Genomic DNA, 23660 nt, shown 5'->3' with positions numbered 1-23660 from the left:
AATGATCGCTTCGCGCGGTTATCCAGCGGACGTGCGAATCCAGAGCGGTTGCAGGGCTGCTTCCGGCGCGTGCACCCAAAGATGCGAGGCCAGCCATTCCATCGTATCCGCCCTGCGCAGATGATCCGCCCAGATCGGCTGCGGCTGCCACAGGGGCGCGAAGAGAAGGTCGGCGTCGCCCACGATCCAAGCTTGCCCCTTCCCGATCGGACACATCGCGATATGGCGGTTCGCATGGGCACGGCAGGCGAGCGGCAGCCGCTCGAACCGGCCGGCGCTGAACAACTGCAACCGCGCGTTGCCGACGTCGACGGCCAGTGCGCCCCGATCACCCGGCGATGCTGCCGCCAGCGCGACGCCCCAATGATCGAACAGCGGCGTCAACAGGCTGGTCACCGGCGGATTGCGCGGATCGCCGATCGGGTGGCGCATCGGCCAGCCGGTCAACGCATCGGCCAGAATCACGGCGCGCCCCCCGCCGCGCACGAAGGCATCGATCGCCACCAGCTCTTGCGGCGCCAGCGCGCGCGGATGCGCCAGAAACAGAACGCTGCCCTTTCGCGGCGGATTGTCGACGATGCTGTCGACCAGCTCGACCGATCCCGCCTGCCTCAAGCGCGCCAGTGCCGGATCTTCGTTCATCCCGCGCGCCAGCACCGCCGCGAGATCGTTCCCTTCCGACCAGCGCAGGGGCAGCCCGGTCAGCATTATGACAGCGGGACCGCGCGCGGCGACAGGGCGATAAAGCATGGCGAGCAGCGCGTGGCTGGCGATGAACCAGCCTGCGACGAGCGCGGCTGCCAGCAGGAGGCGCACGACCCTGCCGCGTTGCCACTGGAGCAGGGCGTCGGCGGCGAGCGCGACGACGGCCCACGCAATCGCGACCAGGCCGAGTTGCGGCCACGGCGGCCGCGCAGACAGAAACGTCGCGAGCAGCGCCTGGAGGATCAGGATCATCGCCAGCGCCAAACCGACTGCGCGCCACCGCAACGGCTTGGCCTCGCGGCGCATCGACCAGGCCAGCAGAAGCGCGGGCAGTGACAACAGAGGCAGCGCCAGGGCAGGATCGATCCGGCCGAGCGCTTGTTGCCCGCCAAACTGCCAGGCCAGGACCAACGCGACGATGGTCGCAGCGACCGCCCGAAAAGCCGCAGACGCGCCGAACAATCTCACTGTTTCGATGGGCGGGCCCGCGCGAGTGCCGGATCGGGTTCGAGGTCGGGAACCGTCGCAGCGGGTCCGGCCGGCGCCGCCTGCTGCTCTTTCACGTCGGTCGCCGCATTCTGGTCCTTCGACACCGGCTGGACACCCAGTTCCTCGAGCGGCGCGCTGCCGGCCTTGCTTTCGTCGCCCGGCGTGGTGGCTTGTGCAGCGGTCGTGGTATCCTGCACCGCATTTTCACGCGCGCGGTCGCCGATCAGTCCGGCCATGCCGACGAGAAGAAGGACGGTCAGCACGCCGGCGATACCGATCTGCAACCGCCGCATCGAATCATTGGTCGGCGCAGGTGGCGGTGCGGCCGCTACGGGCGCGGGCGGAATGGCGGATCCTTTTGTCGTCATGCTGCCAATCCTTTGCTTGCGAGCCATTCGGGATTGTAGAGCGTCGAAAGATAGCGGAATCCGCTGTCGCAGAGAATCGTCGCGATGCGTTTTCCGGGGCCCAGCTTGCGCGCGAGCGCCATCGCTCCCGCAACGTTGATCCCCGACGACAGGCCAAGGCAAAGCCCTTCATCGTCCAGCAACTGCCGGACGATCTCCAGCCCTTCGGCGTCCGAAATGCGAAACTGCGTATCGATCGGCGCGCCGTCAAGATTGGCGGTGATGCGGTTCTGACCGATCCCCTCGGCGACGCTCGTCCCCTCGGCCTTCAACTCGCCGCATTGGTAGAAATTATATAGTCCGGCGCCGTGCGGGTCGGTGAGCGCGACGACGATATCGGGATCCTTGGCCTTGAGCCCCAACCCGGTCCCCGCGATCGTACCGCCCGTCCCCGCCGAACAGGTGAAACCATCGACGCGGCCGTCCATCTGTTCCCAGATTTCCTCCGCGGTCCCAAAGATGTGCGCCTTGCGGTTCGCGATATTGTCGAACTGGTTCGCCCAGATCGCATTGTCGGTCTCTTCGGCAATGCGGCGCGAGGTGTGGACGAAATGGCCGGGGTTGGCGAAAGGCGCCGGCGGGACGAGCACCAGTTCGGCGCCGAGTGCACGGATCGTCGCCATTTTCTCGGCGCTTTGGTTATCGGGCATGACGATGATCGTCTTGTAGCCGAGCGCGTTAGCGACGAGCGCGAGTCCGATGCCGGTATTGCCCGCCGTCCCCTCGACGATCGTGCCGCCGGGTTTCAGGCTGCCGTTCGCTTCGGCATCGCGGACGATGTAGAGCGCGGCGCGATCCTTCACCGATCCGCCCGGATTGGCATATTCGCACTTGCCCCAGATTTCGCATCCGGTCGCTTCGCTCGGCCCCTTGAGCAGGACGAGCGGCGTGTTGCCGATCAGGTCCAGGCTGGTTTTGGCTATGGTCATGCCCCTTGATCTAAGGCCGCTCCCCCACCGCTGCAAGACAGCTTCGCTTGCGACACCCCTGTTCGCGCTTTGTCGACCAACGGGGCATGGGCACCGACGAACGGCAGCATTATGACGCGGCACAGCTTGCCATTGTGACAGTATATCATTACTGCCCGCATCCACAGCCCGTCACAACGAACAGGAATCTCCCCTCCATGCGCTTGCTCTCCACCGCCGGTTTTACGCTTGCCCTGCTGTTGCCCACGGCAGCCTTTGCGCAGGACGCCGCGCCGCAAACCGGTGACGACGACTATCACACCGACCAGCCGATCGTCGTCACGGCACCCTATGTCCGCAGCCTCGACATCCTCGGCAATGTGTCGGTGATGGAAGGCGAGAAGCTGGCGCAGGATATTCGCGGGCAGATCGGAGACACGCTCGCATCACAGCCCGGCGTGTCATCGAGCAGCTTTTCGCCCGGTGCTTCGCGTCCGATCCTGCGCGGCTTTTCGGGCGAGCGCGCCGCGGTGCTGATCGACGGCCTGGGCGCGATCGACGCTTCGTCGACCTCGGCCGACCACGCGGTAACAATCGACCCCCTCACCGCCGAGCGCATCGAAATCCTGCGCGGCCCGTCGGTTCTGCTCTTCTCCAGCCAGGCAGTCGGCGGCGCGGTCAATGTCTTTGACCGGCGCATTCCGCGCAGCGTGCCCGAGAGCCCCTTTCATCTCGACGCGCTCGCAAGCTATGGCACCGCTGCGGACGACAAGAGCGCCGGGGCGTCGATCGACGTTCCGCTCGGCGAACGTTTCGTCGTCCACGCCGATGGCAATTATCGCGATTCGAACAATGTCCGCGTCGGCGGGCTGATCTATGCCCCCGAGCTACGCGCGCATCTGCTCGACCTTGCGGCCGACGCGACTGCCGATGGCGACGCCGACGAAGCCGCGCGGCTGACCGGTGCGGCGAACAGCAGCGGCAAGGTGCCGAACAGCCAGAGCCGCAGCACCAGCGCCGGCGTCGGGGCGGCCTTCATCGACGATGGCGGCTCGCTTGGCATCAGCTTCGGCTATCTCGAGGACAGCTATGGCATTCCGCCGCGCGCCGACATCGACGAAGTGCCGACGATTAAGGCGCGGCAATATCGCTTCGACCTCCGCGGCGAGGTCGAGCTTGGCGACGGTTTGTTCGAAAAGCTGCGCTTTCGCGGCGCCTATGCCGACTATGCGCACACCGAGTTCGACGATGGCGCGCCCGGCACGCGCTTCACCAACCGCGGCATCGAATTCCGCACCGAACTGGCGCAGAACGACCGCGGCGGCTGGCGCGGCGCGAGCGGCGTGCAGTACAGCTTTCGCGATTTCGCCGCGATCGGCGACGAGGCCTTCCTCCCCGCCAACGAAACCACGCGCATGGCAGCCTTCACGCTGCAGGAACTCGAACGCGGCCCCGTGACGCTCGAAGGCGCGTTGCGCTTTGAAAAATCGCAGGTCTCCGCAAACAGCATCGGCTTCGATCGCTCGTTCAACAGCTTTTCGGGCGCCGCGGGCGCAAGCTACCAGATCGCAGACGGCCTGAAAGCGAGCTTCTCGGTCTCGCGCAGCGAGCGTGCGCCGTCGGCCGAGGAGCTCCTTTCAGACGGCCCGCATGCTGCAACGCTGACCTATGAGCGCGGCGATCCGACCTTCGACAAGGAAACGAGCTGGGGCGGCGAAGCGTCGCTGAAGTTCAACCGCGACGGCTGGTCGGCGGGCCTCACCGGCTATGCGAGCTGGTTCGACAACTTCATCTATGAAACCGACACCGGGCTGGTCGAGGACGATCTGCCGGTGTTCGAGTTCCGCCAGAACAAGGCGCGCACCTGGGGCTTCGAGTTTGAGGGCACGGCGCCGATCGTGCAGGTCGGCGGCTTTCATATCGGCGCCGACGCGGTCGCCGACATGACGCGCGCCAGGATCACCGATGGCCCCTTTGTGCCGCGCATTCCGCCGCTGCGCATCCGCGGCGGGCTCGAAGCTTCGAGCGAGCGGCTCGATGCCCGGGCCGAAGTCGAGTGGACCGACGATCAGACCCGCATCGCGCCTTTCGAGACCGCGACGAAAGGCTTCACGCTGGTCAACGCGTCGCTGACCTGGCGCCCGTTGCCCGAGACGAAGAATCTGTCGCTGACGCTCGCCGCCGACAATATCTTCGACGTCGATGCACGGCGCCACGCCAGCTTTACCAAGGATTATGTGCCGCTTGCCGGCCGCGATATCCGCATCACGGCCCGGGCAAGCTTCTGACCTCCGCCCGCCCGGCGGCGGCCGGGTCCGATCGCGCGGACCCGGCCGCTCGCGCGATCAGAAGGTCAAAGTCTTGCGCTTGTTCCAATAGATAGACGTCGCCGCAGCATAGGCGCCGACTTTTTCCCATACCGACTGATCGACCTTCTCGATATTGACGCCGCTATCGATATAGGCCTGCACGATCGACATGATCTGGTCCTGGCTCATCTCGCCCGACAGATCGGGATTTGTCTTGCCAAGCCCGAAGTCCATCGCCTTGTCGACCGGCGCGACCGACAGGCCCTGTTTCGAGATATCGCCGATCAGCCATTCGCGCGAAATGCGCGCGAGGCTGTAATCGAAATAATTGCCCTTGTTCGCTTCGCCGATGCCGTGGCGCGTAACGCATCCATCGACGAGCTCGCCGAGTTGCTTGAACAAGGCCTCGCGGCTCGCGTCGTCGCCCTGGCCGGTCATCGCGCCGCCGATCTGCGCCTTGAGGTTCGGCGTCGCAGTCGTCACGACGCAATCATATTTGGCACCCTCTTGCGCCAGCGCCGCCCCCGGCACCGTGGCCAGCGCAAGCACCGCACCGGCCATCAAAGTCCTGATCATCGAACGAATCCCTTTCACCCTCGAAAACTCGACCCCTACGAGAGCATGGCCATCCCACCGTTAACATGCAATGTCTGACCGGTGACATAGCCTGCCTCGCGCGATGCCAGATAGACGACGGCAGCAGCGATATCGCTGCCTTCGCCCATCCGGCCTGCCGGGATGCGCTGGTTGAGCGCTTCCTTCTGGGCGTCGGGCAGATCGTCGGTCATGGCCGTAGCGATAAAGCCCGGCGCGACGCAGTTCGCGGTGACGCCGCGGCTTGCCAGTTCCTGTGCCAGAGCCTTGGTCATGCCGGTGACGCCCGCCTTCGACGCGGCATAATTGGCTTGCCCAGGATTGCCGGTCGCGCCGACGACGCTGGTGATCGAGATGATGCGGCCGAAACGCGCCTTCATCATCGGCTTTGCGGCGGCGCGTGCGAGGCGAAAATTGGCCTCGAGGTTGATGCGGATGACGTCCATCCACTCCTCGTCCTTCATGCGCATGATAAGATTGTCGCGGGTGACGCCAGCGTTGTTGACGAGGATATCGAGATGTCCCAGCGCCTCGACCGCCGACGGAACAAGCGCATCGACCGCCGCCGCGTCGCCGAGATTGCACGGCAGCGCGACATGGTCGCCGCCCAGCGTGTCGCGGAACGCGTTTAGCTTGTCCGCATTGGACCCCGATACCGCCAGCCGCGCGCCTTGCGCTGCGAGTGCCTGCGCGATCGCCGAGCCGATACCGCCCGAAGCGCCAGTAACAAGGGCCGTCATGCCGGTGAGATCGAACATATTACTCTCCTGAAATTTAGAAATTAGAGCGTCTTGAGCAACGCTTCGATGTCGTCCATCGAGATCACGCTGACCGTCTCGACCTCGCCCGACGCGCTGCGCTTCACCATCGGTGACAGGACCTTGCCGCCGAATTCGACGAACTGGCTGACGCCGATACCCTCCATCGCCCCGACGCTCTCGCGCCAGCGAACGCGGCCGGTGACTTGTTGGATCAACAGATCGCGGATCGTGTCGGCGTCGCTCACCGGGCTCGCGGTGACGTTTGCGACCACCGGCACCAGCGGAGCCGCGGGCGGGTTCGCGCCAAGCGCGTCCGCCATCGCGTCCGCGGCAGGTTGCATCAGCGGGCAGTGGAAGGGTGCCGACACCGGCAGCAACACGCCGCGCTTGATGCCATAATCCTTGACCAGCGCCACTGCACGTTCGACCGCGCCCCTGTGGCCCGAGATCACGACCTGCGACGGGTCGTTGTCGTTGGCGACGGTGCAGATTTCACCCTCGGCCGCCGCATCGGCGAGCTTCTGCGCGGTGTCGATATCGGCACCGAGCAGCGCCGCCATCGCACCGATGCCAACGGGCACCGCCGCCTGCATCGCCTGTCCGCGCGTCTTCAAAAGCCGCGCAGTCGTCGCAAGGTCGAACGCGCCCGCAGCGCAGAGCGCGCTATATTCGCCCAGGCTGTGCCCCGCGACATAATCGGCCTTGGCCGACAGCGCCACGCCGCCTTCCTTTTCGAGCACGCGCAGCGTCGCGATCGCGTTCGCCATGATCGCGGGCTGGGCGTTTTCGGTGAGCGTGAGCTGGTCCTCGGGACCTTCGCTCATCAGCTGAAACAGCTTCTGCCCCAGCGCGTCGTCGACCTCCTGAAACACCTCTCGCGCCACGGGCGATGCGTCGGCGAGCGCCTTGCCCATGCCGACGGCCTGGCTGCCCTGACCCGGAAAAATAAATGCGCGCATGATGCGTCCCTTCGCATGTTCTTGAATGCGCCCGCGCCTATTCCTTCACCCGGCGCGATGCAAGCCGAAGGGCACGACCTTGTTGTCTGCATCATGCCCGATGTCGGCGCGGCCGAGCCACGGAATGCCCGCGCGCGCGCACCAGCTTTGCGCGATGTCTTCGGCCTCCATACCGAACGGGCGGTCGTTGTCGGGAATATCGCTGACCCGGCCGAGCCGAATGCCGGCAAGGCCCCGCGGGCTCAGATAGGTCGCGACGTGGAAGAAGGCGCGGTCGAAAGCATAGAGATATTCGCTGACCTCCTCGACGAGCAGGACGTGCCCGGTCAGATCGGGCTCGAGCGGCGTACCAAGCAGCATCGACAGCGTCATCAGGTTGAACGCCGCATGGCGTGCGCCGTGCTGCAATCCCCCCTCGCATGCCGCCGGATCGCGCGCGACGAGCCAGTCGAGCGCGCGCAGCACCGCCGCCTCGCCTCCCGCGCGGCGGATGTCGGCAACCATCGGGCCATGCGCGACATGGTCGAACCCTTCGCGATACAGCGCGCCGAGCACATTTCCCTGATCGGAATAGCCGAGGAACGCCTTGCGCCGCGCGACATCGGTCATCGCCGCCACTGCATCCTCGGCAATCCGGCAGGCGCCATAGCCGCCGCGCGCAAACCAGACCGCATCGATGTCGGCCCGGTTCGCCATTTCGACGAGCGCCGCGAAACGATGCCCGTCCTCGCCCGCGAAATGCCCGTGGATCGCGAAGCATTGCGGATCGAAAACAAGTTCGACGTCGGGGTAGCCAAGGCTGGCGAGCGCGCGCACGGCTTCGGCATCGTCGGGCAGGATCGGGGTCGATGGAGCAACGATGCCGATGCGCAAATTCTGTCCCCTGCCTCGCCTTGCCAAACCTGGCCCAAGCCCATATCGCCCCGCGATGGCCGAAAACAAATCCTATTTCTTCTGCGGCATCGGCGGGTCGGGCATGTTGCCGCTCGCAATGATCGTCGCGGGGCGCGGTGCCGCTGTGTCGGGCTCGGATCGCAGCCATGACCAGGGACGGAGTCCGGGCAAATTCGACTGGATCGAAAGCCGCGACATCCGGCTCTTTCCGCAGGACGGCAGCGGGGTGGCCGCCGGCCAGACACTCGTCGCCTCGGCGGCGGTCGAGGATAGTGTCCCCGACATCGCCGCTGCCAACCAGCTGGGCCTGCCGCGCATGACGCGCGCCGATCTCAACGCCGCGCTGTTCAACGACGCCGATCAGGCGATCGGCGTCGGCGGGACGAGCGGCAAATCGACCGTCACCGGAATGATCGGCTGGATTCTGGAACGCGCCGGCCGCAAGCCGACGGTGATGAACGGCGCAGTGATGCGCAATTTCGCAAGCGACGAGATGCCCTTTGCCAGCGCCCTCGTCGGCGAGGCCGCAACCTATGTCAGCGAGGTTGACGAGAGCGATGGCTCGATCGCGTTTTACAATCCGTTTGTCGCGGTCATCACCAATATCAGCCTCGACCACAAAAGCCTCGAAGAGCTGCACCAGCTGTTCGGCGATTTCGCCGACCGGGCACGCGTCGCGGTCGTCAACGCCGACGATCCCGAGTCCGCCCCGCTGCTCAAGGGAAGGAATATCGCAAGCTTCGGTTTCGCCGGCACCGCGGGCATGCGCGGCAGCGATTTCGAGGCGCTGCCCGACGGTTGCCGCTTTACCGTCGATTTCTCCTCCGCGCGCCATGACGTGCGGCTACGCATGCCGGGCCGCCACAACGCGTCCAACGCGCTGGCGGCGATCACGGCCGCGCGGGCTGTGGGCATTTCGGTCAAGGATTCAGCAGCGGCGCTTGCAGATTTCGCCGGGCTCGCCCGTCGCTATGAAGTTCTGGGGCAGGTGAATGGCGTGACCGTCATCGACGACTTCGCGCACAATCCCGACAAGGTCGCCGCGACGCTCGCCGCCGTGGCCGAGCTGCCAGGCCGCGCGCTTCTTTTCTTTCAACCGCACGGCTATGGGCCGCTGCGCCAGATGGGCAAGGAACTCGCCGCAAGCTTCGCGCGCGGGATGCGCGATGGCGACAAGCTCTATGTCTGCGATCCGGTCTATTTCGGCGGCACCGTCGATCGCACTGTCGGCAGCGAAGCGCTGGTTGCGGCAATCGTCGATGGCGGCGGCGATGCGGTCCATCTGACCACCCGCGCCGCGTGCGGTGCGGCGATGCTCGACGACGCGAAAATTGGCGACCGCATCCTGATCCTCGGCGCGCGCGACGACACGCTCACCGAATTCGGGCGCGAGTTGCTCGGAAAGCTGGCCCCCGCTTGATTCTTTCGCGCGAATCTGTATAGGCGCGTCCATTCGGGGCGAGGCTTTGAGCCATCGCCCCGTTTGCTTTGCATCGATTCGCAAAGCGAGACGACAGCCGGAGGGGTTTCGCGATTGGCGTGAAATCAGCGATCGGTCAAATCGAAGGAAGCGCACCATGCCGTTCTACGAGCATGTCTTTATTGCGCGTCAGGATCTGAGCCAGGCTCAGGTCGACGCGCTGGCGGAAACCGTCACCAACATCATCGGCGAGTTCAAGGGTCAGGTTCACAAGACCGAAACCTGGGGCCTTAAGCAGCTTGCCTACAAGATCGCGAAGAACCGCAAGGGCCATTATGTGATGCTCTCGGCCGAAGTGTCGGGCGAAGCCATCGCAGAAATCGAGCGCCAGGCCGCGATCAACGAAGATATCATCCGCTGGCTCACCATCAAGGTCGACGAACTCGAAAAGGGTCCGTCGGTGATGATGCGCAAGCAGGAACGTCGTGGCGGCCGTGGCGGTCGTGACCGCGACGGCGAAGAATAAGGACAGAGATCATGGCACGACCCTTTTTCCGCCGCCGCAAGACCTGCCCCTTCAGCCAGAAGGACGCACCGGTCATCGATTACAAGGACGTCCGTCTGCTGCAGGGTTACCTGTCGGAGCGTGGCAAGATCGTCCCGTCGCGGATCACCGCGGTGTCCACCAAGAAGCAGCGCGAGCTGGCGAAAGCGATCAAGCGCTCGCGCCACATTGGCCTGCTTCCCTACATTGTGAAGTAAGGAGGGCGGACCGATGGAAATCATCCTGCTCGAACGTATCGAGAAACTGGGCGGCATCGGCGATGTCGTCACCGTCAAGAACGGCTTTGCCCGCAACTTCCTGTTGCCCAACAACAAGGCGCTGCGCGCGAACGACACCAACCGCAAGCTGTTCGAAGCGAACCGCGGCAAGATCGAGGCCGACAACGCCGAGCGTCGCACCGACGCAGAAGGCCGCGCCAAGGACATTGACGGCAAGCAGGTCGTCCTGATCCGCCAGGCGTCGAACACCGGCCAGCTGTACGGTTCGGTTTCGGTGCGCGACATCGTCGACGCACTGGTCGAAGAAGGCGCGACGCACATCGCCAAGGCGATGGTCGAGCTCGAACGCCCGATCAAGTCGCTCGGCCTTTTCGAGGTCAAGGTGAAGCTGCACCCCGAAGTCGCCGTGACCGTCGGCGTCAATGTCGCACGTTCGCCTGACGAAGCCGAAATGCAGAAGCAGGGCATCGACGTGATTGCCGCCATGTTCGAAGAAGAACAGGCTGAAGCAGTCGCCTCGGCGCTCGAACCCGACAGCGAAGACGAATTCGAAGACGCCACTCCCCCGTCGGAAGTGGCCGTCGCAGAGGTCGAAGCCGCCTCGGACGAAGCCGAAGAAGCCTAAGCTTCTCTGGCCAAAGCCTTTCGAAAGGGCCGCGTTTCCATCCGGGAACGCGGCCCTTTTCGTGTCGGGGTAAGCTCTGGCGTCTGGTTTCGACCAATTGCGGACATTCTCCTTCCTCGTCATCCCGGACTTGATCCGGGATCCATGAGCGCCACGGCAGCTATGGACCCCGGATCAAGTCCGGGGTGACGAAGGCGCGAGCGTCCGCTTCCCACCCCAAAGCCGTGATTCGCTCCCGATCTCGATGCAATGGCGGCTAACGACCAATTGTTGCCGTTGATCCTCCCTGTCGCACAGCGATGGGGAGGTGGCAGCGCGCAGCGCTGACGGAGGGGCCATGACACCGCCGTCGCAAGGCCCCTCCACCATCCGCTTCGCGGACGGTCCCCCTCCCCATGGCTGCGCCACAGGGAGGACCCCCTCATTCCTCGTCATCCTGAACTTGTTTCAGGATCCATGGGCTGCCGTTTCCTTCGACACGGCGCGAAAGGAGAGGTCCGGCCATGGATGCTGAAACAAGTTCAGCATGACGGAGGGCAAACGACCCATTGCAGACGATTGTGACGTGTTCCCCGGCGAAGGCCGGGGTCCACAGCGTGCTCACGCAACGTCAGCCCTCGAACGCCCTGGACCCCCGCCTGCGCGGGGGAACACGCTGGGCCGGGTGACCGTCCACTCACCACCCCAATGGACGCCCAATCGATCGTCACCCCGGACTTGATCCGGGGTCCATGACGACCGTGCAATCATGGATGCCGGATCAAGCCTGTCCCGAGCCTGTCGAAGGGTGCGGGTGACGAAGGCGTGACCGTCCGCTTCCCACCCCAAAGCCGACGTCGCCCTCGGAAAAAGGCCTTTCCTACAATATCCGAGTATGCCAGCGTTGATTCCGGCTCTTTCCCTCGGTCGATAAAAACGGTTGCCGCCCGGTTTTCGGGGGGGGCCACGCCTCGTGCTTCTGGCTCGCGGCAAAGCCTGATCGGGGGTACGCCATAGGGCTGAACTTTACTGAACTTTGGAGCAAGGGCACGGCGGCGCCCCACAGACCCTACCACCGCCATGCTTCATCCCGTCTGGCCAATCCCCCTCGCCTTACCTATGGCTGCGCCGATGGCCGACGATCCCTTTCAGCGCCGCTTTGCGGCCGATGCCAGCCTGCTGCCCCATATGGCGGACCTGGCGAGCGACCGCGTTCTGGTCGCACTGCTGACCGAAGATGATTATCGCGCGGCGAGCTTTCTTGACCAGCGACTGCTGACCGATCGCGTCGGGCGCGAGTGGATGGCGTGGAGCGCTCTTCCGGACCCGAGCGACGCACCGCGTGCCGATTTCATCTTCCATATCGGCCATGTCGGTTCGACGCTGGCCTCGCGGCTGCTTGCAGAAACGAGCGACGCGCTGCCACTACGCGAGCCGATGCTGCTGCGCACGCTCGCGCAGGTCGCCGAGCGGATCGACCGGCCGGAATCGCTATGGTCGCCCGATCTCTATCGCCAGCGACTGGCGCAAGTCCTTGGCTGGCTCGGCCGCGGCTTCCGCCCCGGACAGCGAGCCGTCGTGAAGGCATCGAGCGTCATCACTGCCATCGCCGACGATCTGACCGGCCCCGACGGCCGCGCGCTCTTTCTCTATGTGTCGCTGCCCCGCTATATCGAGACGATCCTCGCCGGCGAAGCGTCGATGGCCGAAACACTGGCGCAGGCGCCCGCCCGCATGGCGCGGCTCGCCGTGCTGCTTCCCGAACTTCCGCATGCGCTCTGGCAATTGCCGCCGGTCACGCGTGTTGCGATGAGCTGGCTCTGCGAAATGGCAACCGCCCAGCGTGCGCTTCCGGCAGTCGAGCCGCGCAATCTCTGGGTCGATTTTGAAGCGATGCTGGCCGATCCCGCGAACGCACTTGCGGCGCAATGCGGGCATTTCGGCATGGCAGTCGATCGCGCGCAGATCGATGCCGCGATCGCGGGTCCGATCATGCGCCAATATTCGAAGGCGCCGGAGCATGGCTATAGCCCCGATCTGCGCCGCCAGCTCCAGTCACAGGCGGCCGCTGATCATGGCGCCGCGATCGCCGAAGCCATTGGGTGGGTTGAAGCGCTCGCCAAGCGCTATACACATCTCGCCGACCTGCCGATCCGATAGGAAGACGAATGTTCAAGCTAGTCCAGCTTCTCGACGAGTCCCAGGTGCATATGCTGCGCGAGATCGCGACCAGCGGCAAGTTCGTCGACGGGCGGATCAGCAACCCGCACTCCAAGATCAAGAACAACCTGCAACTGCACGATGCGAGCGCCTATGAGCGGTCGTCGAAGATCCTGCTCGACGCGATGGTGCAGAACCCCGACTTCATGGAATTTTCCTTCCCCGCGCGCATCGCGCCGCCGTTGCTCACCCGCTACACGCCGGGCATGCATTATGGGCTGCACCCCGACGCCGCCTATATCCCGCTTCCCGACGGGCAGCTGCGCACCGACGTCAGCTGCACCGTCTTCATCAATGATCCCGCCGACTATGACGGCGGCGCGCTGCACGTGAAGCTCGGCGGAGCCGACCTGCGCTTCAAGGAAGCCCCCGGCGTCGCGATCGTCTATCCGTCGCACACGCTGCACGAGGTCGAACCGGTGACGCGCGGCGAGCGGCTCGTCGCCATCACGTTCATCCAGAGCCTGATTCCCGACGTGCAGCATCGGAACCTGATGTATGAACTCAACGAGGTCGCCGCGCTGGAAGGCAACACGATGGCGCCCGACAATTTCACGCGGTTGCAGGCCGTCCAGTATCAGCTGCTGCGGATGTGGCGGCGCTGATCACCGTCGCCTGCTGCGAAAGCGAAGGCGACGGCTTTTAATAACCCATCAGCGCGAGCACTTCCTTGCGGCTGCGTTCGTCGTCAAGGAAGCAGCCAAGCAAGCGGCTCGTCACCATGCCAACCCCGGGCGTACGGACGCCGCGGCCCGTCATGCATCCGTGCTGGGCGTCGATCACCACGGCAACGCCATGCGGTTGGAGATTGTCCCAGATGCATCGCGCGACCTCGGCCGTCAGCCGCTCCTGCACCTGAAGGCGGCGCGCATAGCCGTTGAGAACGCGCGCCAGCTTGGAAATGCCGACGACACGGTCCTTGGGCATATAGGCGATCGACGCCTTGCCCGTGATCGGCGCCATATGATGCTCGCAGTGCGATTGGAACGGAATATCCTTGAGCAGCACCAGCTCGTTATAGCCGCCGACCTCTTCAAAGGTGCGTGACAGGTGGATCGCCGGATCCTCGGCATAGCCCTGGCAATATTCGAGCCAGGCGCGCGCGACGCGCTTCGGCGTGTCGAGCAGCCCTTCCCGCTCCGGGTCGTCACCGGCCCATTCGATCAGCGTCCGGACCGCGCCGAGCACCTCGGCCGGGACGACCGGCTTGCCATCGGGACCCAGTTCCACCTTCGTCATCGCGCTGCTTTCACTGTTGCTATCATGTCGCACATCTCGACGCGAAATGTGGCGCGCGCAACCCCGGCGGGCAAAGAATTTCCGTACCTCCACCAAGTTTACGTTGCGGAATCTGGGCTTTTTCCATTTTGGGACTCGCGCCAAAATCCGTGCTTTTCTCCCGATAACAAGTGACTTGACGCTTTCGTCAACTCGGCGCACCTTCGACTTCTTACAGAGTTCGCTTGAGCGAGCCGTAATCCGGAGATGCTGGCGTTTTCCCCAACGCCAGTGGGAGAGGACGATGACCAGCGCAGCTGGCAAGAGGGATGTTTTCAGGCGCCTGCCCACTGCGGTGCGGCGCCCCTTGCCACGTCTGGTTACTTCCCCTCCCCTTTAAGCACAAATTCAAGTTTGGGCGGCCCCGTAAAAGCGGGTTCGAAAAAGGGAGGATGTAAATGAAGTTCAAGGGACTGATCGGATCGTCGATCTTGGCGATGGCGGTGGCAACGCCGGCCTATGCTCAGGATGCGGCCGAAACGGAACGCGATGCTTTCGGTGGTGAAATCGTCGTCACGGCGCAGCGTCAGGCGGAACGTCTTCAGGACGTGCCGATCGCTGTCAGCGCCTTCTCGTCGGAAGCTCTGGAAGCACAACAGATCAAGACGCCGTCGGATCTGCAGCTGACGCTGCCGAACGTCACGTTCACAAAAACCAACTTTACGGGCGCAAGCTTCACCATTCGCGGCATCGGCGACCTTTGCGTCGGCACGACCTGCGACAGCGCGACCGCGATCCACCTGAACGGCGATCCGTTGTTCTCGACCCGTCTGTTCGAAACCGAATTCTTCGACCTAGAACGCATCGAAGTCCTGCGCGGGCCGCAAGGCACATTGTTCGGCCGCAACGCGACGTCGGGCGTGGTCAACGTGATCACCGCCAAACCGAAGCTCGGTGTTTTCGAAGCCGCAGCCGAAGGCGAATATGGCAATTATAATTCGATCAAGGGCAAGGCGATGGTCAACATCCCCCTTGGCGACACCATGGGGCTGCGTGTTGCGGGCATCTACCTCAACCGCGATGGCTATACGAAGAACGCCTTCCTCAACACCCGCATCGACGACCGTGATCTGTATTCGGTTCGCGGATCATTCCGCTGGGAACCGTCGCCCGATACGACCGTCGATCTGCTTGCGTCCTATTTCCACGAACGGGACCAACGCACCCGCATCCAGAAGCAGCTTTGCCAGCGTGACCCCACCGGCATCCTCGGTTGCTTGAACAACCGCCTCGACAATGCGCCCTTCAACGGCAACGCAACCTTCACTGCGGCGCTGACCTCGCGCGAATTCCTGGCGATCCGCGGCATTCCGCAGGCGTTCGCGCTCGGCAGCCTTTATGGCCCCGACGTCTATGCCAATACGACGATCCCGGACGATGCGCGGGTCGTCAACACCGCCTATACGCCGAGCTATTTCACCAGCGAACTCACGCTCCAGGGCCAGATCGAGCATAATTTCGGACCGATCGCGCTGCAGGTTTCGGGCCAGTACCAAAAGGTCAAGCTCGACGCGTCGCAGGATTATAACAGCAACGTCGGCAATCGCGCGCTTTACGCGGGCGGCCTTGCTACGTTGCAGGCAGCAGCGGGCGGCGCGCTCGGCGCGGCGTTCACGCCTTATTTCGCGCCGGTCGCGGCAGCGATCATCCCCAACGGCCCGACCGGCCAGCTTTGTACCTCGCTGCCCGAGGAAACGGGCCAGGGCGTCTATGGCGGGAATGCGATCTGTAGCGCCCAGTCGCTGCAGTTCGATAGGTCGAACCAGTATAACAGCAGCTGGTCGGCTGAAACGATCCTGACCAGCGACTTCGACGGACCGTTCAACTTCCTGCTCGGCGGAATCTATGCCGATTACCACCTGACCGAGAACAGCTATTATGTGAACGCCTTCCCGATCGACTATCTGACGGGCGTTCTCGGAGCCTTTACCGCGGCAACCAACCCGCCGGCCGCCGGCGGCCCGCTGCCGCCGTCGTTCCTCGGGACTCCGTTCTTCCGCAACAACACCGACGACCTCAGCATCAAATCGTACGGCATCTTCGGCGAAGCCTATTTCGAATTCAGCGATCGCCTGAAGCTGACGGCCGGCCTGCGGTACAACAACGACAAGAAGAGCGTTACGGCGCGGTCAACGCTGGCGAGCTTCCTGGTCCCCCACAGCCTGACCGGCGACATCTTCGCGTCGCCGTTCGTCGGGTCGTTCGACGCCGATCCCGGCACGGCCGGAAACCAGATCATCCAGGCGCGCAGCGTGAAGTTCAACAAGCTGACGGGACGCGCGGTGCTCGACTTCAAGGTCACCGACGACAACCTGCTCTACGCCTCCTATTCGCGCGGCTATAAATCGGGCGGTATCAACCCGCCGCTGCAGCCGATTTTCGCGGTGCCGGAATCGTTCAAGCCGGAACAGGTCGACGCCTTTGAAATCGGTTCGAAGAACACCTTCGGCAACGGCGCGCTCCAGCTGAACGTCACGGGCTTCTACTACAAGTACAAGGATCTGCAGCTCAGCAAGATCGTGGCGCGTACCGCGGTCAACGATAACGTCAGCGCCAACATCTACGGGTTCGAAGTCGAAGGCGTCGTTCGCCCCGATCCGGACTGGGTGATCAACCTGGGCTTCAGCTATCTGCACACCAAGGTCAGCGAAGACAAGTTCACGAGCAACCCGCGTGACTTCGGCGGCGGCCGCAGCGATGCGGTGATCATCAAGGACATCACCAACGCCGCAAACTGCGCCGTCGCCTCGACGTCGGGCAATGCGGCTGGGGTCAATGCCTTCGTGAACGGCGTCCAGAGCGTCATCAACGGCGGCTTCGTACCAGGTGTGGCAGCGGGCGCCGGCCTGCGGCCGACGACCGCCTTCCCGACCGATGGCGGTATTGCATCGACGGGCGCCTTCAGCATCTGCTCGGTGATGCAGGCGGCTGCGTCGGGCGCCTTCTCGGCGGCCGGCCTCAACCCCACCACGTTCGGCGGGATCGAGTATTTCTCGGCCGGTATCCCCGTCAACATCAAGGGCAATCAGCTGCCGCAGGCGCCGAACTACAAGTTCAGCACCGGCGTCCAGTACACGGCACGGCTCGGCGATGGCGGCATGACGCTCATCCCGCGCTTCGACCTTGCCTACACGGGTGAGAGCTATGGCAGCATCTTCAACGGCAATGTGAACCGGATCAAGGGTTATGCCCAGGTCAATGCCCAGCTGCAGCTGAACGGTGCCGACGACAAATGGTATGTGAAGGGGTTCATCCAGAACATCTTCGATTCCGCGAGCGTCACCGGCCTGTACATCACCGACCAGTCGTCGGGTAACTACACCAACGTCTTCACGCTCGAACCGCGCCGCTATGGCATCGCGGCCGGCGTCAAGTTCTAAACACCCGCGGCGGCAACGCCGACAAAAAGGCCCGGCCATTCGATCGAATGGCCGGGCTCTTTTTTGCCTGCTGACCGGGTCCGGAGCAGCGAACCGCCCGGCCCCATGCGTCCGGGACGGACAAGCCGTCCCGGATCACATCAGAATTTGAAGCGGCCGGTCACGCCATAGGTGCGCGGCTGGCTGGGATAGCCCGAGACGCTGCCCGACTGGGCGACCGCCGGGAACACCGTCGTCAGATATTGCGCGTTGGTGATGTTACGGCCCCAGACGCCCAGTTCAAAGCCGTTGGTCAGCGCAACCGTGAACGACGCGTTGAGCGAGTTCACTTCGCGCTTCAGCGAATCCGAGATGTTCTGCGGAATGCCCGTCAGACCCTCGACGACGCGAACCGGGCTTTCATACGCATAATCGACATGCGCGATCGCCTTTGTCCCGCCCGCGAATTCGTGGGTGTAGGTCGCGCCCATCGACGCCGACAGGTCGGGGATGCCCGCGGGCTTGCTGCCCGAGATGTCACCGAACGCCGAGTTGACGAAGCTGTCATATTTCGGATCGAGATAGGTCACCGCGAGCGTCAGGTTGAGCCCGTCGACCGGACGCACCGAGCCGTCGAACTCGACACCGAAGGTCGACTGCTTGCCTGCGTTGGCGAGCGCGAAGCCGGTGCCGGTGAAGATGTTCGACTGGAAGCCCTTGATCGACTGTTTGAACACCGCGATGTTCACGGCCGCGACATCCCACTGCCCCTTCAAACCGAATTCATAGACGGTCGATTCTTCGGGATCGGCAAAGCGCGAGCCGGTGCCCAGGTTTGGAGTCGCAAGACCGCCCGAAATGATCGCGGGAAGATCCGACGCCAGCGGGCGGCTGTCGCGCGACAGGTTGACCGAGCTCGCCTTGAAGCCGGTCGCATAGGTCGCATAGATGTTGACCGTGTCGGTCAGCTCGTACGAAGCGCGAACGCTGTACGACAGGTCGCCGTCGTTGGTCTTGCCGGGCTCGACCGCATTCGGGACGTTGAGGAACGGCGGCAGGAACTGGAACGCCTTCAGCCCGTTGAGCGGGTTCGCCGCCGGGTTGTTCTGGTTGGCGGTCGCAAAGGTCTGCACCGCCGACGAGATCGCGCCGAACGCCGCAGGATTGGCGCCCGCAAAAGCACCGATTTCAGCAGCGGTCGCCGAACGGCCAAGGCCGAGCGTCGTGCCGATCTGCGACGCCAGACCACCCTGGAAGAGCAGCTGGTTGCGGAACGGGGCATAGGCAGGCGCGTTGAGATTGATGCCCGAGAAGACATCGCTGCTGATCACATTGGTCGAAAAACGCTTCTTGTCCTTCGTATAGTTCGCGCCGACCGTGAAGGTCAGGCGGTCGGTGACTTCGAAATCGACGGTGCCGAAGATCGAGAAGGCTTCATCCTTCAGGCGATAGGCTTCGTCGAGGCCGTCGCGCGCGCGGAAGAAGCTGCCCGTGTATTTTGCCGGATTGCCCTCGAGCGCGCCGAACGTCTGCTCGAGCAGCGCAACGTTGAGCGCGTTGCCGCTCGCGGCGCGGATCAGCTGGTCGCCATAGGGGCGGAACTGGGTGCCGAAACGGATGTCGTTCTTCTGGTCGATCTTCTCGTTGAAATAATAGCCGCCGACGAGGAAGTTGATCGGGCCGTCGAAATCCGACGTCAGGCGCAATTCCTGCGTGAAGGTATCGATGCCCAGATCGGCGCTATTCTCGCCGATCAGGTCGGCGCCGGTGAAGTCCGAATCCTGGTTGGTCAGCGCCCGCACCTGGCGGTAGGCGGTGATCGAGGTCAGGCCGAGATTGCCCATTTCATAGTCGATCTGAGCCGAACCGCCATAATTCTCGATCTCGTTCGTCGACAGGAAATTGTTGTAGACGTTGTACGAGAAGGGATTGTTGGCATCAACGCTGGGACCACCGGCAAGCGCATTGGTGATCGCGACGGTCGGGCCGGCGATGACATTGCCGGCGATGCAGCAATTTTCGTCGATCTTGTCATAGTCGCCAATCAGGCGGATCGACAGCGCGTCGGTCGGTTCGAACAGCAGCTGCCCGCGCACGCCCCAACGATTGCGGTCGTTGACGTCGGTGTTCAGCTTCAGGTCCTGCGCATAACCGTCGCGGCGGTTGAAATTGCCGCCGATCGAGAAAGCGATCTTGTCGCTGATCGGGCCGGTGATGTCGCCCTTGAGCACGATGGCGTTATAATTGCCATAGCTCGCCTCGACCGAACCGCCGAACTCATACTGAGGCTTTTGCGTGACGATGCTGATGACGCCCGCCGATGCGTTCTTGCCGAACAGCGTCGATTGCGGGCCGCGCAGCACTTCGATGCGCTCGACGTTGGGAAGGTCGCCGATCTGGGCGGCCGAACGCGAGCGATATACGCCGTCGATGAACACGCCGACCGACGGCTCGATGCCGGCGTTGTTCGCGCCGTTGCCGAAGCCGCGGATGATGAAGTTGGTGTTCGCGCTCGACTGGAGCTGCGACACGCGAAGGCTGGGCACCGCCGACTGAAGGTCGATGAGGTCGCGGATCTGCGCATTCTGCAGGTCGGCGGCCGAGGTCACCGAAACCGCGATCGGCGTGTCCTGCAGCGTCTGCGAGCGCTTCGACGCGGTCACGATGATCTCGTTGCCATAGTCGGTGGTCTCGCCAGCGACGTCGGTCGTCGTCGCCGTATCGTCGGCGGGAGCAGCGTCCTGGGCAAAAGCAAAAGCGGGGGTGGTTGCGGCGCACAGCATTGTGGCGCCCAACAAGATGTTGCGCAAAGTCATGATGTTTCTCTCTCTCCAAACCGCCAGGCGCAGCCCCAAAAGGCCTGAGTGGGAGATGCCCGCGGTGATTGGTCGCTGTAGTCACCCGCCGCCCCGCGTCAACGCGCGCGCACGCGAGCCCCCTTATTTTCCATCGATTAGTGGCCAAATTGCAACAGTTTACGTTACGGTATCGTGTCAACGATGCGGCCGCGTTCGTCGACCCGCCGCCAATGGCGAACGCAATTTCGCCATTCGCGATCGCAAAGTTCAGGAAAGTTCAGCCCCATGGCGCTGCCGTAACCGTCTTTGGCGCGAGGTCGCAAAAGCAGGCGATGCGAACGACGGGTGCCCGCCCATGCGCCTGGAGTATCGCCGCATCTTGCAGGAAAGCGCGAAGGAAAAAGGCGACGGAACATGGCATGGCAAGGAGGCTAAATCAGCGCGGCTTTGTAGGAAAGCGGTTTTTTTGCGCTCTAATCAGGAGTTGTTGCACCGGTCACCGCAATTCCCGTCCAATATCGAGCGATATATCGGAAACGTATAAACATCATAAAAAACAATTAAATTTGTTAAATTGGAAAATCTATTCTCAAACTTGTATGGTTCATCTTGATATGAACAGGATTTTCATGGAGTAAGCGAGAAGAGAATAACCGGACGGATGCGACGCAAGCCAAGTGTGACAATCGTCGACGAGCCGCCAACGCCGAACGCCACTAGGGCTGACGATAGCCCGTTGCCGCAATGCTTCGCATGTACCGGAGACAATCCATGACCACCAAAGGACAGGCTCCTATCGAATTGGCCCACCTCTTCACATTGCGCGCCGAATTGGCCGCGGGTCTCGATGCCGGGGACGGCCCACTTGGCCGCAGGACACTCAATGCCGTGCAGCAAGGATGGTTTGAGGGCGATCGCCTGAAAGGCACCGTGAATCCCGGAACCGGCGACTGGATGTTGACCCGCAACGACATTCGCGTCGTCGATGCGCGGCTCGTTCTGCAAACGGACGATGGGGCCCTGATCCATATGAGCTACGGTGGCAGGATCGTGTTTCCTCAAGAGGTACTCGGCGAAATGAGAGACCCGAAGCGCCGCCACCTCGTCGACCCGTCACGTTACTATTTCAGAACCAACCCCGTCTTTGAAACCGGCTCGCCTGCCTATTGCTGGCTGAACCGCATCGTATCGATCGCCCGGGGGGAACTGGTCGAGGGCGGGGTCAAATATGAGGTGTATGAGCTTCTGTAGCCGCGGTCACCACGCCATCGGCGTACGGGGACCGCGTCCGCCTGCGCGCGCAGGTTCCGGCTGGGCGCAAATTGGCGCCCGTCCCCGTAATTCTTCATTCCGGAGCGTGGCGGCGGGCTTTTTGGGCCGGAGCATCCAATCCTCTCGCTCATTCGCCGTCAGCGTCGTGCCTGCGGCGATATCCGCGATGTATGTCGCGTCGGCGCCGTCGCTCGATCATCACGTGCCGGATGGTCAAGCATAGGGCCACAACCATCAGGGCGATGAGAAAATACGCGATCAGTAAGCGATTTTCGCCGAAGTAATCCATGAAACCCTGCCTTCCTCACGTAGAGGATTGCTCAAAATAGAATTATATATTAAATTTGCAAATACAAAGTCGCTTACTTGGAATATATTCAAATATTTTAATCAGTATTAAAAAATTGAATCGCCAGGGCGGATGATATTGAGGATAAATTCACTCCATTTATCTCCGTTCCGTGCATACGTTTTAACGCATGCACGGAACTCAGCCATCAGGATTGGCGTGCCGCCGCCGCCTTAGAACTCCCCGGCGACACCAATCCGTACCGCGGCGTTGCTGTTGTACGGCTCGGCAGACCCGACGCTTGAGCGACGGCATCTCGTGCGCATGTCGGACTCGCTCTCGATTGGGCGGAGCAACGCTGTTCGTCAGGGTTCGTCCGCGCCCTGGTGCCATCATGATTGCATCACATCAAAGCGCCTCTCAGGTCTGCGACCTTGGTCCCTTGGATCCACACCGGCATGCTTGCAGATGGCAGAGATGAGCGCCGCTCGATAGATCGCAGCGAGCGAAGAAGGGTCGGATCGGATTGAATCAGCGGACGTGATGTCGGTCAATTCGAAACGAACTCGGTCAATCGCGACGATCCTCATTGCCCTTTTTGTGGCACGCCGCGATGCTGGGCGCGAACTATAGCGACTGTTCGATAACCACACCGGCGCACTAGCGGCGACACCACTCGATCACCGGCCAAACAATCATTTGCGAGATATACGCCGCCGCTGTAACTGGGGCGAAAGCGCTCTATTCGCGATCCGGTGTGAGGAATGATCCGAAGAATGAGGACTTGCGTCGTCACAATTCTGGCAGGAGTCCTTGCCACGCTGTCGGGCTGCAGTGATCGTGACTCAACGCCAGTAGAGGCGGATGACCCGCCGATGTCGCAACAATCCGCTGACGTGGCAGCCCCGCCAGAAGATGATCCATTCGCCACAATCGCGATACCGAAAGTTCCGGCATCGGACTTGATTCCGCCCGACACCGTCCGCCATCTCGTGAGTGTGGCGTATGGAGGAACCATTCCAGATACCGTTCAGCGGGGTGAGGTTTCCTATAGTGTCGAACCAGGCCTCGCTTTCCATACACCGGACCGCATAATCCTGATCGTTCGTCACAAGGGTTTGAATTCTTCGCACGCCGACACCGGGCACGTATCTGTCTTTTTTTTCGCCCGCGACGGCAAAACCATAATTTCGAAGATGCCATTCGTTGCGTTCGGATCCGACTGGGGAATGCCGCCGGAGGTCGCGGCGATCGCTCCCGCCGACGGAGCGTTCGGCATGATAACCGCACACGGAGGCGGACAGCACGGCGAGTCCTGCGAGTGGCTCAGCTTATATGTTTTCAAGGATGACAAGGTAACGGCGGGATCGTCATTTCCGGGGGCCTACGATAATGTCGGTATCACCGCCGAGATCTCGTCTTCACGATGGGATGCCGCGCGTCAGACCTTGGCTATGGATTACCGCATCAAGCGCCAGAAGATTGATGGCCTGCCTGGCGATGAAGTGATTTCCAAATCCATAAGGTTACGCGAGATTGAACCAGCCTGGGCCAGGCGATGGCCATATACCTGCGGCGGCGGAACACTTTCAGATCTGCCAACCGTCTGAG

20 protein-coding genes are annotated in these 23660 nt (G+C 62.8%); 10 read left to right on the top strand and 10 right to left on the bottom strand.

Going from position 1 to position 23660, the window contains the following annotated elements; translation table 11 throughout:
• Positions 1-18: 18 nt before the first annotated feature.
• Genes ACO055_RS18430 through ACO055_RS18420 form a run of 3 tightly spaced genes read right to left on the bottom strand, consistent with a single transcriptional unit; the run spans position 19 to position 2530 of the window.
• The gene (locus ACO055_RS18430) at positions 19-1167 is read right to left on the bottom strand and encodes a Gldg family protein (protein ID WP_422060295.1); all 1149 of its coding nucleotides are present in this window, start codon (positions 1165-1167) and stop codon (positions 19-21) included.
• A 2-nt stretch (positions 1168-1169) separates the two neighbouring features.
• Entirely contained in the window at positions 1170-1562 is a 393-nt protein-coding gene (locus ACO055_RS18425; protein ID WP_422060294.1) for a hypothetical protein, read from the bottom strand.
• Entirely contained in the window at positions 1559-2530 is a 972-nt protein-coding gene (locus tag ACO055_RS18420) for a cysteine synthase A (protein ID WP_422060293.1), read from the bottom strand. Before ACO055_RS18420 ends, ACO055_RS18425 begins: the two co-directional genes overlap by 4 nt.
• 197 nt (positions 2531-2727) lie before the next feature.
• On the opposite strand from ACO055_RS18420, the gene ACO055_RS18415 reads away from it, so the two are divergent.
• Complete coding sequence (locus ACO055_RS18415; protein ID WP_422060292.1) at positions 2728-4797, top strand: TonB-dependent receptor; 2070 nt, start codon at positions 2728-2730, stop codon at positions 4795-4797.
• A 57-nt stretch (positions 4798-4854) separates the two neighbouring features.
• On the opposite strand, the gene ACO055_RS18410 is transcribed toward ACO055_RS18415, so the two are convergent.
• The 4 genes from ACO055_RS18410 to ACO055_RS18395 are packed head-to-tail and all read right to left on the bottom strand — an operon-like array spanning position 4855 to position 8005.
• Positions 4855-5394 carry a hypothetical protein gene (locus ACO055_RS18410; RefSeq protein ID WP_422060291.1) on the bottom strand — a complete coding sequence of 180 codons (540 nt, stop codon included), beginning with the start codon at positions 5392-5394 and terminating at the stop codon, positions 4855-4857.
• Positions 5395-5429: 35 nt separating this feature from the next.
• Positions 5430-6170, bottom strand: a complete 741-nt coding sequence (gene fabG, locus ACO055_RS18405; protein WP_422060290.1) for a 3-oxoacyl-[acyl-carrier-protein] reductase — start codon at positions 6168-6170, stop codon at positions 5430-5432.
• Between the two features lie 23 nt (positions 6171-6193).
• Entirely contained in the window at positions 6194-7132 is a 939-nt protein-coding gene (gene fabD, locus ACO055_RS18400; RefSeq protein WP_422060289.1) for an ACP S-malonyltransferase, read from the bottom strand.
• A gap of 45 nt (positions 7133-7177) precedes the next feature.
• The gene (locus ACO055_RS18395; protein ID WP_422060288.1) at positions 7178-8005 is read right to left on the bottom strand and encodes an LD-carboxypeptidase; all 828 of its coding nucleotides are present in this window, start codon (positions 8003-8005) and stop codon (positions 7178-7180) included.
• A 55-nt stretch (positions 8006-8060) separates the two neighbouring features.
• Between ACO055_RS18395 and ACO055_RS18390 the strand changes: the two genes are divergently transcribed.
• The 6 genes from ACO055_RS18390 (at position 8061) to ACO055_RS18365 (ending at position 13658) form a co-directional block, all read left to right on the top strand.
• Positions 8061-9446 (top strand): Mur ligase family protein, encoded by a 1386-nt coding sequence (locus ACO055_RS18390; protein WP_422060287.1) that lies wholly within the window; start codon positions 8061-8063, stop codon positions 9444-9446.
• A 157-nt stretch (positions 9447-9603) separates the two neighbouring features.
• On the top strand, positions 9604-9972 hold the full coding sequence (rpsF, locus tag ACO055_RS18385) for a 30S ribosomal protein S6 (RefSeq protein ID WP_422060286.1): 369 nt from the start codon (positions 9604-9606) through the stop codon (positions 9970-9972).
• Between the two features lie 11 nt (positions 9973-9983).
• A complete protein-coding gene (gene rpsR / locus ACO055_RS18380; protein ID WP_037517582.1) occupies positions 9984-10208 on the top strand; it encodes a 30S ribosomal protein S18 in 225 nt (74 codons plus the stop codon).
• Positions 10209-10221: 13 nt separating this feature from the next.
• Positions 10222-10854, top strand: coding sequence for a 50S ribosomal protein L9 (gene rplI / locus ACO055_RS18375; protein WP_422060285.1), 633 nt, complete (start codon positions 10222-10224; stop codon positions 10852-10854).
• A gap of 1110 nt (positions 10855-11964) precedes the next feature.
• The gene (locus tag ACO055_RS18370; protein ID WP_422060284.1) at positions 11965-12993 is read left to right on the top strand and encodes a hypothetical protein; all 1029 of its coding nucleotides are present in this window, start codon (positions 11965-11967) and stop codon (positions 12991-12993) included.
• Between the two features lie 8 nt (positions 12994-13001).
• Complete coding sequence (locus ACO055_RS18365; RefSeq protein WP_422060283.1) at positions 13002-13658, top strand: Fe2+-dependent dioxygenase; 657 nt, start codon at positions 13002-13004, stop codon at positions 13656-13658.
• 37 nt (positions 13659-13695) lie between these two features.
• Here the strand turns inward: ACO055_RS18365 and folE are convergent, their stop codons facing one another.
• Positions 13696-14292: a GTP cyclohydrolase I FolE gene (gene folE / locus ACO055_RS18360; protein WP_422060282.1), complete on the bottom strand. Its 597-nt coding sequence runs from the start codon at positions 14290-14292 to the stop codon at positions 13696-13698.
• A gap of 437 nt (positions 14293-14729) precedes the next feature.
• Here folE and ACO055_RS18355 point away from each other — a divergent pair, with 437 nt between their 5' ends.
• Complete coding sequence (locus ACO055_RS18355) at positions 14730-17711, top strand: TonB-dependent receptor (RefSeq protein WP_422060281.1); 2982 nt, start codon at positions 14730-14732, stop codon at positions 17709-17711.
• Positions 17712-17851: 140 nt separating this feature from the next.
• On the opposite strand, the gene ACO055_RS18350 is transcribed toward ACO055_RS18355, so the two are convergent.
• Positions 17852-20506 carry a TonB-dependent receptor gene (locus ACO055_RS18350; RefSeq protein WP_422060280.1) on the bottom strand — a complete coding sequence of 885 codons (2655 nt, stop codon included), beginning with the start codon at positions 20504-20506 and terminating at the stop codon, positions 17852-17854.
• Positions 20507-21259: 753 nt separating this feature from the next.
• Between ACO055_RS18350 and ACO055_RS18345 the strand changes: the two genes are divergently transcribed.
• The gene (locus ACO055_RS18345) at positions 21260-21739 is read left to right on the top strand and encodes a DUF3237 domain-containing protein (protein ID WP_422060279.1); all 480 of its coding nucleotides are present in this window, start codon (positions 21260-21262) and stop codon (positions 21737-21739) included.
• A gap of 148 nt (positions 21740-21887) precedes the next feature.
• Here the strand turns inward: ACO055_RS18345 and ACO055_RS18340 are convergent, their stop codons facing one another.
• Positions 21888-22049, bottom strand: coding sequence for a hypothetical protein (locus tag ACO055_RS18340; RefSeq protein WP_422060278.1), 162 nt, complete (start codon positions 22047-22049; stop codon positions 21888-21890).
• 875 nt (positions 22050-22924) lie between these two features.
• Here ACO055_RS18340 and ACO055_RS18335 point away from each other — a divergent pair.
• Entirely contained in the window at positions 22925-23659 is a 735-nt protein-coding gene (locus ACO055_RS18335) for a hypothetical protein (RefSeq protein WP_422060277.1), read from the top strand.
• Position 23660: the final 1 nt, after the last annotated feature.

The sequence above is a fragment of the Sphingopyxis sp. genome (genome assembly GCF_965227415.1).
Classification (GTDB): Bacteria; Pseudomonadota; Alphaproteobacteria; order Sphingomonadales; family Sphingomonadaceae; genus Sphingopyxis.
Note: the sequence above shows the minus strand (reverse complement) of the source record. Positions and strands in the feature narration are given on the sequence as shown.

Coding starts and splice junctions, on each gene's coding strand:
- ACO055_RS18425 (WP_422060294.1), bottom strand. CDS start 1,562: ATGACGACAAAAGGATCCGCCATTCCGCCCGCGCCCGTAGCGGCCGCA.
- ACO055_RS18420 (WP_422060293.1), bottom strand. CDS start 2,530: ATGACCATAGCCAAAACCAGCCTGGACCTGATCGGCAACACGCCGCTC.
- ACO055_RS18415 (WP_422060292.1), top strand. CDS start 2,728: ATGCGCTTGCTCTCCACCGCCGGTTTTACGCTTGCCCTGCTGTTGCCC.
- ACO055_RS18410 (WP_422060291.1), bottom strand. CDS start 5,394: ATGATCAGGACTTTGATGGCCGGTGCGGTGCTTGCGCTGGCCACGGTG.
- fabG (WP_422060290.1), bottom strand. CDS start 6,170: ATGTTCGATCTCACCGGCATGACGGCCCTTGTTACTGGCGCTTCGGGC.
- fabD (WP_422060289.1), bottom strand. CDS start 7,132: ATGCGCGCATTTATTTTTCCGGGTCAGGGCAGCCAGGCCGTCGGCATG.
- ACO055_RS18390 (WP_422060287.1), top strand. CDS start 8,061: ATGGCCGAAAACAAATCCTATTTCTTCTGCGGCATCGGCGGGTCGGGC.
- rpsF (WP_422060286.1), top strand. CDS start 9,604: ATGCCGTTCTACGAGCATGTCTTTATTGCGCGTCAGGATCTGAGCCAG.
- rpsR (WP_037517582.1), top strand. CDS start 9,984: ATGGCACGACCCTTTTTCCGCCGCCGCAAGACCTGCCCCTTCAGCCAG.
- rplI (WP_422060285.1), top strand. CDS start 10,222: ATGGAAATCATCCTGCTCGAACGTATCGAGAAACTGGGCGGCATCGGC.
- ACO055_RS18370 (WP_422060284.1), top strand. CDS start 11,965: ATGGCCGACGATCCCTTTCAGCGCCGCTTTGCGGCCGATGCCAGCCTG.
- ACO055_RS18365 (WP_422060283.1), top strand. CDS start 13,002: ATGTTCAAGCTAGTCCAGCTTCTCGACGAGTCCCAGGTGCATATGCTG.
- folE (WP_422060282.1), bottom strand. CDS start 14,292: ATGACGAAGGTGGAACTGGGTCCCGATGGCAAGCCGGTCGTCCCGGCC.
- ACO055_RS18355 (WP_422060281.1), top strand. CDS start 14,730: ATGAAGTTCAAGGGACTGATCGGATCGTCGATCTTGGCGATGGCGGTG.
- ACO055_RS18350 (WP_422060280.1), bottom strand. CDS start 20,506: ATGACTTTGCGCAACATCTTGTTGGGCGCCACAATGCTGTGCGCCGCA.
- ACO055_RS18345 (WP_422060279.1), top strand. CDS start 21,260: ATGACCACCAAAGGACAGGCTCCTATCGAATTGGCCCACCTCTTCACA.
- ACO055_RS18340 (WP_422060278.1), bottom strand. CDS start 22,049: ATGGATTACTTCGGCGAAAATCGCTTACTGATCGCGTATTTTCTCATC.
- ACO055_RS18335 (WP_422060277.1), top strand. CDS start 22,925: ATGTCGCAACAATCCGCTGACGTGGCAGCCCCGCCAGAAGATGATCCA.